The 13159-nt window shown below is 64.3% G+C and carries 11 protein-coding genes and 2 pseudogenes; 6 read left to right on the plus strand and 7 right to left on the minus strand.

Going from position 1 to position 13159, the window contains the following annotated elements; translation table 11 throughout:
- From AB0I53_RS47505 to AB0I53_RS47520, 4 genes and pseudogenes are all read left to right on the plus strand, one after another.
- Positions 1 to 85 (plus strand): annotated as a pseudogene (locus AB0I53_RS47505) (IS5/IS1182 family transposase); the annotation flags it as partial.
- Between the two features lie 228 nt (positions 86 to 313).
- Complete coding sequence (locus tag AB0I53_RS47510) at positions 314 to 2395, plus strand: fatty acyl-AMP ligase (RefSeq protein WP_358617261.1); 2082 nt, start codon at positions 314 to 316, stop codon at positions 2393 to 2395.
- Positions 2385 to 4928, plus strand: a complete 2544-nt coding sequence (locus AB0I53_RS47515; protein WP_358617264.1) for an FAD-dependent oxidoreductase — start codon at positions 2385 to 2387, stop codon at positions 4926 to 4928. Before AB0I53_RS47510 ends, AB0I53_RS47515 begins: the two co-directional genes overlap by 11 nt.
- Positions 4929 to 5434: 506 nt before the next feature.
- On the plus strand, positions 5435 to 6547 hold the full coding sequence (locus AB0I53_RS47520; RefSeq protein WP_358617267.1) for a hypothetical protein: 1113 nt from the start codon (positions 5435 to 5437) through the stop codon (positions 6545 to 6547).
- Positions 6548 to 6859: 312 nt separating this feature from the next.
- Here the strand turns inward: AB0I53_RS47520 and AB0I53_RS47525 are convergent, their stop codons facing one another.
- The gene (locus tag AB0I53_RS47525; protein ID WP_358617269.1) at positions 6860 to 7102 is read right to left on the minus strand and encodes a zinc finger protein; all 243 of its coding nucleotides are present in this window, start codon (positions 7100 to 7102) and stop codon (positions 6860 to 6862) included.
- Between the two features lie 535 nt (positions 7103 to 7637).
- Here AB0I53_RS47525 and AB0I53_RS47530 point away from each other — a divergent pair.
- Positions 7638 to 9092 carry an amino acid permease gene (locus AB0I53_RS47530; RefSeq protein ID WP_358617272.1) on the plus strand — a complete coding sequence of 485 codons (1455 nt, stop codon included), beginning with the start codon at positions 7638 to 7640 and terminating at the stop codon, positions 9090 to 9092.
- 86 nt (positions 9093 to 9178) lie between these two features.
- Positions 9179 to 9733 carry a cold shock domain-containing protein gene (locus AB0I53_RS47535; RefSeq protein ID WP_358617275.1) on the plus strand — a complete coding sequence of 185 codons (555 nt, stop codon included), beginning with the start codon at positions 9179 to 9181 and terminating at the stop codon, positions 9731 to 9733.
- A 137-nt stretch (positions 9734 to 9870) separates the two neighbouring features.
- Here the strand turns inward: AB0I53_RS47535 and AB0I53_RS47540 are convergent, their stop codons facing one another.
- The 6 genes and pseudogenes from AB0I53_RS47540 to AB0I53_RS47565 all read right to left on the minus strand — a co-directional run bounded on the left by AB0I53_RS47540 (position 9871) and on the right by AB0I53_RS47565 (position 12961).
- Positions 9871 to 10449, minus strand: coding sequence for a thioesterase domain-containing protein (locus tag AB0I53_RS47540; RefSeq protein WP_358617277.1), 579 nt, complete (start codon positions 10447 to 10449; stop codon positions 9871 to 9873).
- A gap of 20 nt (positions 10450 to 10469) precedes the next feature.
- Positions 10470 to 10727, minus strand: a pseudogene (locus AB0I53_RS47545) (thioesterase domain-containing protein); the annotation flags it as partial.
- A 90-nt stretch (positions 10728 to 10817) separates the two neighbouring features.
- Complete coding sequence (locus AB0I53_RS47550; protein ID WP_358617279.1) at positions 10818 to 11486, minus strand: SDR family NAD(P)-dependent oxidoreductase; 669 nt, start codon at positions 11484 to 11486, stop codon at positions 10818 to 10820.
- A complete protein-coding gene (locus AB0I53_RS47555; protein WP_358617282.1) occupies positions 11476 to 11853 on the minus strand; it encodes a hypothetical protein in 378 nt (125 codons plus the stop codon). Before AB0I53_RS47555 ends, AB0I53_RS47550 begins: the two co-directional genes overlap by 11 nt.
- 134 nt (positions 11854 to 11987) lie before the next feature.
- Positions 11988 to 12518: a hypothetical protein gene (locus AB0I53_RS47560; protein ID WP_358617284.1), complete on the minus strand. Its 531-nt coding sequence runs from the start codon at positions 12516 to 12518 to the stop codon at positions 11988 to 11990.
- Positions 12519 to 12685: 167 nt separating this feature from the next.
- Positions 12686 to 12961, minus strand: a complete 276-nt coding sequence (locus AB0I53_RS47565) for an acyl carrier protein (protein ID WP_358617287.1) — start codon at positions 12959 to 12961, stop codon at positions 12686 to 12688.
- Between the last annotated feature and the right edge of the window lie 198 nt (positions 12962 to 13159).

Here is a 13159-nt window from a genome sequence, read left to right on the forward strand (position 1 = left end):
CCGCTACGAGCGCTATGCCAACCACTTCTGCGCCTTCCTCACCCTCGCCGCCGCCCTCACCTGCTTCAAGAAACTCGCGAAATGAGACAAGCTCTTAGTGCTCCAACAGTACTTTGAGATCTTTGCTGGTCGGGGTGGTGTGGGGACGGGTGCGGCCACCGCCTGATCATGGTGTTTGTGAGGACACCAAAGATCAGGCGGTGGCCGCTGCCGTCAGCGAACAGATCTGCCCGTGCAGGCATGAACATATTCCCTTGCGAATCCGCCGTCAGACATTCTCGAGGGCGCGCTGCACGGTCCGTGCGCACCTTGGTTGCTGCCGGCTCCGTGTGCTATGGCGAATACAAGTAGCACTCGCTCGCGCACATCTTGCCTCACGCCGTTGGGCGGATGGATGGGCAGGAAACGTGGGTCGATCAGGCAACTTCGAGGATGGCGCCCTTTCGTCCACCGCACCGAGGTTCCTAGGTTTTCGGCGTCCGGGTCGGATTCGGCCGGTCCGGCGCAAGGCCGTCCGCGCGGTGCTGTCTGGGCTGTTGGCTGCATAGATCAAGTGGTTCGCGTGCCGCGACCGCAGACAGGGAGGCTCGCTGTGCAATCGGACGTTGAGCCGGATCCGCGCCCGGTCGCGAGCCCCGGTGCAGGCACGATTCTGTCGGCGTTCGCCGATCTTCATGAGCGCGACATGCACCGCGAGCTTTTCGTCTTCGTCGACGACGACGGCCGCGATGTCGAGTCGATGACAGTGCATCGTCTGGCCCAGGACGCGCACCGGGTCATGTCTCTGCTGGAAGAACGGGACGTCCGGCGTGGCGACCGGGCCCTGCTGGTCTACCTGCCTTCCCTGGATTTCATCAGCGCGTTCCTTGGATGTCTTGCCCGTGGTGTGATCCCGGTGCCGGTCGCCCCACCGAATCCGGTCAGGCTCGCGCACGACACCGGGGCTTTGGCGGCCATTGCCGTCAGCACCGGTGCGCGTGTGGTGCTGACCCACGATGCCTACCAGGGAGCGATCGATGCTGCGTCAAGAGCGCGCCCGCTCCCGCCCGAGGCGCCCAAACTCCCCGAGATTCCTTGGCTGAGCACCGATCCACGCGACGGTGGTGAGGTGGACGTGGTCGACCTGCGGCGTTGGTACGCCCCCGCAGATCCCGATGAGCCGGCATTCCTGCAGTACACGTCCGGCTCGACGGGCTTCCCGAAAGGCGTGATCGTCAGCCATCGCAACATCTACCACGAGTTGCTGTTCCTGGCCGCGGACCTGGGGCTCGGCGACGACACGGTCGCGGTCACCTGGGTACCGCACTTCCACGACCTCGGATTGATCAGCTTCCTGCTGAACACCATCGTGGGGAACTCCGGGCGGACCTACGTGATGTCGCCCCTGAGCTTTCTGCAGCGGCCCTCGGTGTGGTTCGACGTCATGTCCCGGGTACGCGCCACGCACACGTCGGCGCCGAACTTCGCCTACGACCTGATGGTCCGCAAGACGACCTTGGAACAGCGCGCCGAATGGGACCTCAGCGCCGTGCGAATTCTCGGTTCCTCAGGGGAAATGGTGCTGCCACAGACCATGGAGCGGTTCTGGAACGCCTTCATACTGCGCGGTCTGAAGCCCGCGGTGTTCCACCCCGGTTACGGCATGTCCGAGCACACATTGAGCCTGAGCGTGGGCAGCGGTGGACCGATGTGGGTGGACAAGCGGGAGCTGGAGAAGGGCCGCGTGCGGCCGGTGGAGGCCGGGTCCGCGCGGGATGCGGTCGGTCTTTATGGCAGCGGTTGGGTCACCAAGGAAGATGCCCGCGTCCGCATCGTCGATCCCGACACCCACAAGCCATGTGATCCAGGGCAGGTGAGGGAGATCTGGGTCGACTCGCCCACCAAAGCCCTCGGGTACTGGGGCTTGGCGGACGAGACCCGTGAGACTTTTCGCGCTCGCGTTTCCGACGGCGACCCCCGCGAGTATCTGCGGACGGGTGATCTCGGTTTCCTGCACAACGGGGAATTGTTCGTCACCGGTCGGCTCAAGGAACTGATCACCATCCGGGGCGACAACTACTACCCGCAGGCCATCGAGGAATCCGTTCGCCGGTGTCATCCTCTGATCCGCCCGGGCGGGACCGCCGCATTCTCGGTTCCCTCACAGGGATCCGCCCAGAGCGAACGGCTGATCGTCTTCGTCGAGACGGTGGATGGTGAGCCTTCCGCCGACACTGCCCGGGAGGTCACCCGGGTGGTTCGCCGCACGATCAGGGATTCCCACGGGATCGCGTGCGACGAGGTGGTCGTAGGTGCTCCGGGACTGGTGCTCAAGACGACCAGCGGCAAGGTGCTTCGCGCCGCGTGCCGCGCGCAACACCTCCAGCGAGCAGGGGAGCAACCCGATGAGCAGTGATCCGCTGTTTCCGGGGCTGCGGATCTCCACCGGACCGGATGATCCGCGACTACACGACGTCGATGGCGACTTCACCGCATTGCTCCGGAAATTGAGGGGCACCTGTGATCAAGCATCTGCGTCAGGGGTGCGCCCGACCTCGACAGTCTGCGTCGTTGGTGCGGGTCCGAGCGGTCTGACCGTCGCGCACGAGCTGGAACACCTCGGGCACACCGTCGTGGTGTTGGAACGCGAGCCGGTCGTCGGTGGCAAGTCCGTTTCGGTCGACGTCGACGGACGTGCCTACGATCTGGGCGCCCACGTCTGCACACCGCGCTACGAGGAGTTGGCCGAACTGGCGGCCGAGTTCGGTGTCGACACCGTGGAAACCACAGCGGTCTACGAGTACGACGCCGACCGGTGGATTCGTCGCTCTCCGAGTGCGGCGTTCTTCCGGAGATCGGAGTTCTCGCGGTACTCGCGATTGCGAGAACAGACCTTTTCAGACATCGGGGCCGCCGGGCTGGCGCACTCTGCTGGGTCGTTGGCTCAACCGATATCGAAATGGGTGGTCGGCAACGATCTCCTGGCCATGACGGATTCGCTCGGATCCGGCTACACCGCCTCGGGATACGGCTATCCGCACGACGATGTTCCCGCACTGTATTTCGTCAAGCATGCCGAGATGACCGGCCTGGTGTCCGTCGGCCCGCGATCCACCGGGCATGCCGGAACCTTCACGATCTCCGGTGGTTTCGGACAGCTGTGGCAGCGCGTCGCCGGCAGTCTCACCGATGTGCGCACCGGTACGCACATCACATCGATCGAACGGACATCCAGCGGCGTCGTCGTCCATACTGACTCCGGTGCTGTGCTGGCGGATTCGCTCGTTCTGTCCGTTCCTCTCGACGATGTCGTCGACGTGCTCGACGCCACTGCCGATGAACGGGACATCGCGGCGAGGATTCGCACGATCGACTACTACACCGTGCTTTGCCGGATCTCCGGACTGCCCAGAGGCGGCATGTATCTCGTCCGTTCCGAGGGCGAGGCACCGCCACCTGGCCACTGCGTCGCCTACCACAACCGGTATTCCGATACTAACGTCTACACCTGCTACTCCTACGGTGCGCAAGGCTTGGAGACCGCAGACATCGTTCGGCAGCTACGTGACGATGTGGCCGCGATGGGCGGCCAAGTCACCGAAGTGCTGATCACCCGCCGCTGGCCATTCATGCCGCACTTCGGCGCTGAAGATCTCGCGGACGGAATTCTCGATCGTCTTGAGCGCATGCAAGGAGACAGACGGACCTATCACGTCGGGAGTCTCCTGGGTTTTGAGTTGATCGAGACCAACGTGGGCTACGCCCGGCAACTCGCGCGCAGCCACTTCGCAGCTCCAGCTGCCGACAGCAGCCGCAGGGAGAACCGGCGCGATGCACCGAGATCGCAGGTGTGCTCTGAAGCCGAGCTGCTGGAGTGGCTGACACGGCCGCTCGCGGCCGAACTCGGCTGTCCCGTGGCCGAGATTGACCCGCAGGCCCCACTGGACGACTATGGGCTCGACTCGCTGACGGGCACCGGGCTGCATGCCGAGGTTTCCGACTGGCTGGGCTTCCGCGTCTCGCCAACGCTGTTGCTCGAACACTCCACACTGGAAGCGGTCGCGCGCCAACTGGTCACATTGATGGACGATCAGCACGCCGACGCGCGAGAGGTGGAGCGGAAACCGATGCTGGCCGTTGCACTGAACCCGCCCCGGCCCTTCTTCTGCGTCGGCGGCGCGGTCGGAGCAGCGCATCAGTTGCAGCCGCTCGCTGATGATCTGGGCCCTGGATACCCGTTCTACGGTCTTCAGGCCCCGGGGTATGACGGCGGTGAGCCGGCTCTCGACAAGGTCGAGGAACTCGCCGACCGGTACCTCAAGGACATCTATGCGGTCCAGCCGCGTGGGCCCTACGTTGTGGGCGGCTATTCGTTCGGTGGTCTGGTCGCGTATGAGATCGGCTGCCGGTTGCGGCGTGACGGGGCAGAGGTTGCCGAGGTGGTGGCGATCGACAGTTACCTTCCGCACGAGGGGCAGACCGCACCGGTTTGGGATGAGCGTTCCGCTCTGGAGGAGCTGGTCGCCCTGCACCGGGCGACGTCCGGAGTCCAAGGGGATGCGCTGAAGGTGGATCCCGCACTGACGTTGGCCCAGTGCCGTGCGCTGGCCTGCGAGGAGCTGCGGATCATGGGCGCAGTCGGGGCAGATCTACTACTCGATCGGCTATTGCCGGTGTTTCAGGCAAATCTGGAAGCCAATATCGCCTATCGGCCTCCGCCCTCTGATCTGTCGATGACGTTGCTGCGCGCAGTCGAACCCTTTCCGCCAGTGTTCGGATCCGCGATGCCGGTGGGCTCTCCCCGCAACGGCTGGGCGTCGGTGCCGATGGCGCGGTTGCGCGTGCACGAGGTGTCCGGCAACCACTTCACCATCATCGGCGGAGCCGACCTACCCGGGCTGGCCGCGACCTTGCGGATAGTGCTCGACGCGATACTGCTGAAGAAGTGATAAAGATGTCCCGATTATGCACCCGCATCTACCACGTCCCAGTAATCACCCTGCGCGTCGTATCAGATTGACTGAGGTTTTTCCAACCTCGTTCTGCGTAGCGGTGCGGGTAGCGGAACCTCAGAGGCTCCCTGGACTGTGGGTGCCCCTCCTGAGGTATGTCCAATACGCGGCGGAGGGGCCGTCCTCGCCAGGAAACCTCTGAGAACCCGCGGCGGTGCAAGTGCCATAGGTGGGCTATGCACCTGCGGCGCATGCGACACCCATCGACGTGCACCTTTACGACCCGCGACTTCGGAACGACCAGGATGAAAAAGCCTCACTGAAATCCATATATAATTGCCTTTTTTCCTCGCCGTGTGCCAGTTTTTTCAAGCGGGCCAAGCATGTTTCGTAAGACCTGTGTTGGTAGCGCACGTTCTTTCAGGGACGACACGCGAAGGCATCCCGGCTCGGTGTCAGACGCCTTCAGTTCTCCCCGAGTCCTTCTCGTCAGAAAGGTTCGCATGCTGCGATTCGATCCTTCTCCGCTGATGATGGGTGTTCCGGTGCCGTGGTGCGAGACCGCGGTGGGGAAGGTGCGATTGACCGATCGGTTCACCTTGCATTCCAGGGCGCCGGAATCCAAGTCGCTGAGGCGGGCGCGGCGTGGCTTGGAGCACCTGCTGAGCTTGCTTGGCGCGCAGGATGTGGCGCTGGGCGAAGCAGCGGTGGAGGAGCGGTCACCGGCGGGCGGCAGCTGGTTCGTGGCTCTTGGCGAGGAGGATGACCGGCACTGGGTGCGTGCGGCCGGGCTGTCGCATTTGCGTGCGCGTCAGGTCGTGGTCGACGAGGTGGTGCTGTCCTCGGGACTGTGCCTGTGGGGGACCGGAGCGTTGTGTGCGGTGGGAGAGGCGGGAGCGGTGGAATTGACGCGGGCGCCGTCACCCGAGGAGGTACGCACTCTGCACACTCTGCGGGCCCAAGCGGAGCTCTCCGCCTATGAGACCACGACCTCAGCGGCACTGGCCGGACTCGCGGGCGCGTTGGCGCGGTGGGCGGCGATACGAGTGCCTCCCACAATGGACTGGGACATACCCCACCTGCACTACTTGGCCGCCTTGCTGGACGAGCGGGGTACGCCGATGCTGGCACCGGAATTGTGGCACTGCTGGCAGGATTTGGTGCGTCAGCGCAACGCCCAGGTTCACGAACTGGTGGTGCGGCGCTGTCTCGCCGAGGGCCTGCACGCTGTCGTCGTCGAGGGGCTGGCCGATATCGCAAACATTGCCCGCGGCCGGTTGCCAGGAACCACGCCCCAACAGGCACTGCGGTTTCTAGCCGACCTCGATCCGGTCTGGCGCCGCATCGCTCCGACCGAGCAGGTCACCAGTTACTCCGAGCTGGTCCGGTTGGCCTATGTGGTGCAAGTGCTGCGAGCCGGTTGCCCAGAGCTGCACGGACGATCTGGGCGATTGCTGATATGCGTGGAGGATCCGGCCGAGTCCCGGATTCTTTCCACGGCGCGGACAGTCGCCGAACGGGCTGGGCTGGATCTGCAGGCCGTGGGGCTGTATCCGCTTGGGACACTCCTGCCCAGCACGGGCGGCAGCCTGCACGCCTGCGGGGAGCCGAGGTAAGCAGCGCCGGGAAACAGACCGGCGCAGGGGAAACTTGCGTTCGTTGGGTGAGTGGGACACATCGTTTCAGCACCGCCGACCAGCCACTCCTGAAACTCGCAGCGACAGCGACCATCACGACGAGAACTGACCTTTTACCCGACCCGATCTGCCCCCGTTTCAACCCAAGGCAGACTCTGACGAGAGTCCCGCCACAGCTGCCCAATCGGCTACAGGTAGGCAGATCCTCGTAACACGGGATGTTACCCACGTCGAGGGACCTTGGGAAATCGCCGCGCTGAGCGATCCCGGCTGCCATCGTCGTGCGGCGTTTCACAGGCGGTACAGGGTCCTCGCGAAAGTCGGCGCGCTGTTGATAATCTTGGCGGCGGACCAGCATTCCGGGCAGCTGTCCCAGAACCAATCGGTCTCACTCGGCCGGATCAGCGTGATCACCTCGCCGCAGAGCGCTACGACCTCGGTCCCGAGTTCACGCTGATGTTGCTCCTTGCGCATGGCGTGTCTGGCGCCGTTTACTGGCAGCCACCGAACGTCACTCACGTTGATCGCCTCCACTGGGCATTGCTCTTCTGCCAACGTCAGTCTGGGACGTGACGTGCGAGCCACCGATGTGGGAGTCGAGTGCGGATACGCGGCCTTTGCCGGCTCACGCCGTGTTCAGGTCAGACCTCGATGTCTTCCACCTGAAGGCTCGTGACCTCGAAGCTACGCAGCGAGCGCGCGTTCCGCGATACTTCAGGGCATACGTGCACTTTCGGGCTGGATAAGTTGACCCAGTTCACAGTTCGACGCTTCCACCCGTGCGGCTTCTGCGTGTCGTCTCCGTGCCCGGAAGCTTTGGTGGGCGCGCGGCGCACCAAGGATGCTGCGTGTTGGTGTACCAGGTTGCTCGCGGGAATCGCTCGTCCGCGGTGCCTCCGCGCACCCATCAGGGTTGCCCGGAAGTCCCTTCCTTGCAACGAATTCTTGACGGGTAACCACCCAGGGGCCGAGCATTGCTCTTCATTCGCCAAGAGCGGAACAAGCGTGAGGATCGGCCGCGCGTCATATTCGCGTGTGACGAAACGACACCGGAAACGAGTTGGATCGAGTGACTGACCGAACCGTGCGTGATGAAGGCCGACCAGAGCTGCGAGAGCATGTCGATGTCGGCGACATGGGATACAGCAAGTCCTTGAAAGCCAGGCACATCAACATGATCGCGATCGGGGGCGCGATCGGCACCGGGCTTTTCCTTGGCGCGGGCGGGCGACTGGCGCAGGCCGGTCCTGCATTGGCCATCGCGTACGCCGTCTGTGGTGTGTTCGCCTTCTTCGTGGTGCGGGCTCTGGGGGAGCTGATCCTGTACCGTCCGTCGTCCGGCGCATTCGTTTCCTATGCGCGGGAATTCATGGGCGAAAAGGGCGCTTTCGTCGCTGGGTGGATGTACTTCCTGAACTGGGCCACCACCGGTATTGCCGACATCACCGCGATTTCGCTGTACGCGCACTACTGGAGCCTGTTCACCCCGGTTCCGCAGTGGGTGCTGGCGCTGGCGGCGCTGGTGATCGTGCTTGCGCTGAACCTGGTCTCGGTGAAGCTCTTCGGCGAGATGGAGTTCTGGTTCGCGATCATCAAGGTCGGCGCGCTGGTCGTCTTCATGGCCATCGGAATCGGCCTGCTGGCCGTGGGCCATCCGATCGACGGCACCGTCCCCGGGCCGCAGTTGATCTTCGACAATGGCGGTGTGCTGCCCAACGGCCTGGTGCCCTTGATCCTCGTAGTCCAAGGAATCGTCTTCGCCTATGCCGCCATCGAGCTGGTCGGCGTGGCTGCGGGGGAGACGAAGAACCCCGAGAAGATCATGCCCAAGGCGATCAACTCGATCATGTGGCGGATCGGCATCTTCTACGTCGGATCGGTCATCCTGCTTTCGATGTTGCTGCCGTGGGACGCGTACCAGAAGGGCGAAAGCCCGTTCGTCACGGTCCTGTCCCACCTCGGAGTCCCCGCGGTCGGTGACGTGATGAACCTGGTTGTTCTCACCGCCGCGATGTCCAGCCTTAACTCGGGGCTTTACTCGACCGGTCGCATCCTGCGGTCGATGGCGGCCTCCGGTTCCGCCCCGAAGTTCACTGGCCTGATGAACCGCAGCCAGGTTCCTTACGGCGGAATCCTGCTCACCGGCGCGGTCTGCGTGCTCGGTGTGGGGCTGAACTACGTTGTCCCCGCCGCGGCCTTCGAGATCGTGCTGAACTTCGCCGCGATCGCGATCATCACCACCTGGGGCATGATCATGCTGTGCCACCTTCTCTTCGTGCGCAAGGCGAAGACCGGCGCGGTACTTCGACCGGCCTACCGCCTGCCGGGCTCGCCGGTCACTCAGCTCGTGACGATCGCGTTTCTGTTGTCCGTCGCGGTTCTGATGTGGTTCGACGTGCCGGCGGGGCGGGTGACGCTGCTGTGCGTCCCGGTACTTGCGGCAGCGCTGGTGATCGGCTGGTTCTTCGTCCGCAAGCGGGTGGATACGGCACAGGTTCTGGGGGAAACCGGCGAGAAACATTAGTCGGGTTCCGCTAGATTGCTGGCGGCTCCTTACCGCGCATAGGGGCACCGGCACGGGACGCGATCACGGGCAATTCAAGACTGCTCGTGATCGCGTTCTCTTTTTTGGTCAGCGGGATTGTGGTGGATGTCGCGCTGTGGCCTTCGTTTTCTGCGCTGGAGGGAGCTATACTTCGGATGTATTTGTTGGCGGTGCGGAAGCGTGCACTAGCGGTTTGCGAGGCTGAAGCGGTGGAAACGGGTAAGATCGTTAAGTACGATGAGACCAGAGGGTTCGGTTTTATCGCGCCGGATTCCGGTGGTGAGGACGTATTCCTGCATGCGTCCATTCTGGACGAGGAGCTCAAGCAGAATCTCCGCGGCGGTATGCGGGTCGGGTTCGAGGCGATGCCCGGCACTCAGGGCACCAAGGCAGTGGCTGTGCACCCGCTCGGCGCGGCTTCGCAGGCGGCGGAGGTCGCGGACGAAACCCGCAGAGGTGACGATGATGAGCTGTGCGACGTCCTGCCGGTGGCCGAGTTCTCCCAGCAGATCACAGATGTGCTGATCGAGACCGCGCCCAGCCTGACGGGTGGGCAGATCCTCCAAGTGCGCAAGCGGCTCGTGGCATTCGCGCAGAGCAACGGCTGGGTGGAAGCCTGACGGCGCGTTGAGAAGTTCGGCATGCCCGGTCGGGACGGCGTCCCGACCGGGCATGCCGCGTTGAGCAAAGCGTCGCGACGGCTTGCCGGGGCACTTTCGGTGCTCCGGCAAGCCGTCACCTGCGATCCGGGTAGGATTCAGTGCACGGGTTCGATGGTATGCGTGCGGTCGGCGGAGCTCGTCTCGCGCTGTAGGGGCACGGCTGTCCGAAGTTCCTCGGCTGTGTGGCCGATTCCAAGTTCGGATACAAGCCGGGCGACCAGGGCTTCTTGTTCAGTGAGGTAGAAATGCCCGCCGGTGAAGCCTTCGTAGGAATACGTGCCTACCGTTAACTCATTCCAGGCCGAAGCATCGTCCAAGGTCGTGAGCACGTCGCCGTCGGAATGCAACACGGTGACAGGGCAGCTGTTCTGCGGCGACGGGTCGCATCGGTAGCGGTTCAGCATCTCGTAGTCCGCGCGCAGCGTCGGCGCCATCATGTTCTTCAGCACTCTGCTGCGGTAGATCGGCTTGGGGATACCACCGATGCTGTAGGAGTGTTCCCACACTCCGTCGTCTGTGACGGGAAGCGGGTCGCGCCGGTGCAGCCGGTGGGGCGCGGTGATGTTCGATACGACCAGTGCGTGCGGCGGAGCGCTTTCGACGTCGGAAAGCCTGCGGGCGACCTCGAAGGCCACCACCGAGCCCATGCTGTGCCCGAAGAGCACCAGCGGCACCAAGGCAAGGCGAGGATGTGCGAGGCGATCTCGTCCGCGAGTGGGCAGATCTCCGCAGCGGCCGGCTCATCCCGCCTTCGCCCGCGCCCCGGGTATTCGACCGCATGGATTTGGACGCCGGACACGGCGTTTGCCGGCCACTTGGCGAAGAAGTCCGCGTTGCCTCCCGCGTGCGGAAAGCACACCAGGTTCAGTTTGGGGGAGGGATGGGAGGTGAGGGGCCACAGCGGCGGTGTGGCCGTCTTCACCCTGGGCGCGGGGACGGGAATGTCCGGCATCAGATGCTGCCACCTCCGTCCGCGGTGATGACCTGCCCGTTGATGTTGGTGTGCTCGAGGAGCAGGGTGCGGATCAGAGGCAGGATGTCTTCAGGGGTCACCAGACGGCCGGCGGGGGTGCGGCGCGCGATGGAGGCGACCTGGTTTGGCACCTAGCACCGCAGACATCTCCGAGTCGAAAAAGCCTGGGGAGACGCAGTTGACCAGCACGCGGTCCCGCCACTCACGGGCGAGCGAGCGGGTGGCCGATTCCAGTGCGCCCTTCGTGGCGGAGTACGCGGTCAGCCCCGGATAGCCGCGTTGGGCACAGACCGAACCGATCATGACGATGCGGCCCCGTCGCCCCGATGCCAGCAACGTGCGCAGGAAGTCACGCGTGAGCAGCAGTGGCGCTGTGAGATTGGTGGCGATCAGGGACTCGATGTGGTCCGGGCGGGTTTGCACGAGCATGGAGTCCTGGCCCACCGCCGCATTGTTGATCAATGCGTCGGGCGGCCCGAGACGCTCCGCCGTGCGCGCCAGGAACGCGCTGACCACCGACCGGTCGTTGATGTCGACGCTGTCGTGGTAGAAGCGGTCCCCGAACGCGTCTTGCAGCTCGAGCAGGCCGGGGGTGGACTTCCTGGCGAAAGTGGCCACCTGAAGGTCGGCCTTGAGCAGATCGGCGGCCATGGCCAGGCCCAGGCCGCGGGAAGCCCCGGATATGACCACGGTGGTGGCTGCCGGTACCGGCGTGGTGGAGGAGGTTTCAGAGGTCACTCTTCAAGCTCGCTTTCAACATCACTTCCTCGCGGAAGGTGATCAGTCGAGGGACGGCGTAGTCGGGAAGGCGGGAGGAGCACCACGAGGCCAGCTCGGCGGTGTCCACCTCGGTGGTGGCCACGACCTCTGCTACGACGAGTTCACCGACGAGGGGGGCGCGGCGCGCCCGTACCTGGGCCCACGCGACGCTGGGATGATCGGTGAGGACCTGCCGGACCGTGGAAGCGGCGATCTTCGAACCGCCGATGTTGAGCTGGTCGTGGCTGATCCGCCCGGTGATGTGCACTCGACCGTCGCGGATTTCCGCGCGGTCGCCGGTGCGAACGAAGCCCTGAAGCTCAACGCCCTGGTATGGGCTCCTCACGAGGAGCTCACCGTCCTCCACTCGTAGCTGTGGTCGCTCCGAGGTGTGGCTTTCCAGCCAGGAGACTGGAAAACCGGCCTTGCCGTCATGTACCGCAAACGCTGCGCCGGTTTCGGTGGAGGCGTAGATCCAGCTCACCCTGGCTTCGGGAAAAGCGGTCGTGAGTTCGTGAGCAGTCGCTGGTCAACAGGTTCTCCGCCGAGCGTGATCTGCTCCAACCGCAGCGCCGTAACCGCTGCGCGGTCGCGCAGCAACGAGTGGCGCCAGAACGTCGGTGTTGCCGAGACCGCGGTGACTCCCTCGGCGGCGGCGAGGACCGGCCAGCCGCCGAGACCGCCGGCTTCGACGGTCACCAAATCCTGGCCGGGCACGTTGAGGGACAGCGTGACGAGCTGCCACCACGCGTAGGTGCCGGGAGTGAAGGGCAGCAGCCAGCGACGGGGCGCCTGTGGTGTCGACACCGTTGTCAGGCCCTGCAGCGTGTGCGCCACCCGTTTCTGCCGCCCGGAACTACCGCTGGTGGACACCCACACCCGCCCGGGTGTCGCGGGCGTCGTTTCCGATGTTGGCGCCCGCCCCTCGGGCGTGCCGAGCAACGTGAAACCCGCGGTCTCCAACTCGGCCGCCAACTGATCGTCGTAGCGAGCGGCTGGAATGATCAGCAACTCGGTGTCCGGGCGCTGGTGATGTTCCCAGACAGCGGAAAGCGCATCCAATTGATCACGCGCCACGATCGCGCAGCGATGTGGTGGAAGACCCGCCTCGGGAAGGGCGTTCCACGAGCCGTGATAAGACCCGGCTGCCAACCGGCTTTCGCCAACTGACGGGGCGTTCATGGCGTCACCGGACGTAGTTCGGTGAGAAGGTCGAGCAGGTCGCTCACCGTTTGCAGGGGCCGGATAGCCGCGGCTTCGAGCGTGACCTCACCGCCCACCCGGTCTTCGAGGCGTACGGTGAGCTCGGCCAAGTCCAGCGAGGTGAAGCCCAGATCGGACAGTGCGAGATCGTCACTCTCTGGCAGGCCCTTGTTCTGCGCGCGCAGAAGGTCCTCCAGCATCGATCGCGCCGCGCTTCGGGGCAAGAGGGCGCCGTCAATGGTCTTTTGCATGCGATTCTCCTGGGCGAGATTATCTTCTGTATAACCGTTTGCGATCGGACGAGTTATCTAAATGGAGGCAGGCCGCCCCAAAGCAATCGTCACTGATTTCGCTCTAAAGCCTGTCCCGTAATGATCAAATGTTGGTGGCAGGCAAGGGAAACGCAGCCCGTGTGGTGGCGGTGGCGTTCAGTGGGTCATGGCGAGGTT

The organism is Saccharopolyspora sp. NPDC050389, from assembly GCF_040655595.1.
In the GTDB taxonomy this organism is placed as follows: Bacteria; Actinomycetota; Actinomycetes; order Mycobacteriales; family Pseudonocardiaceae; genus Saccharopolyspora.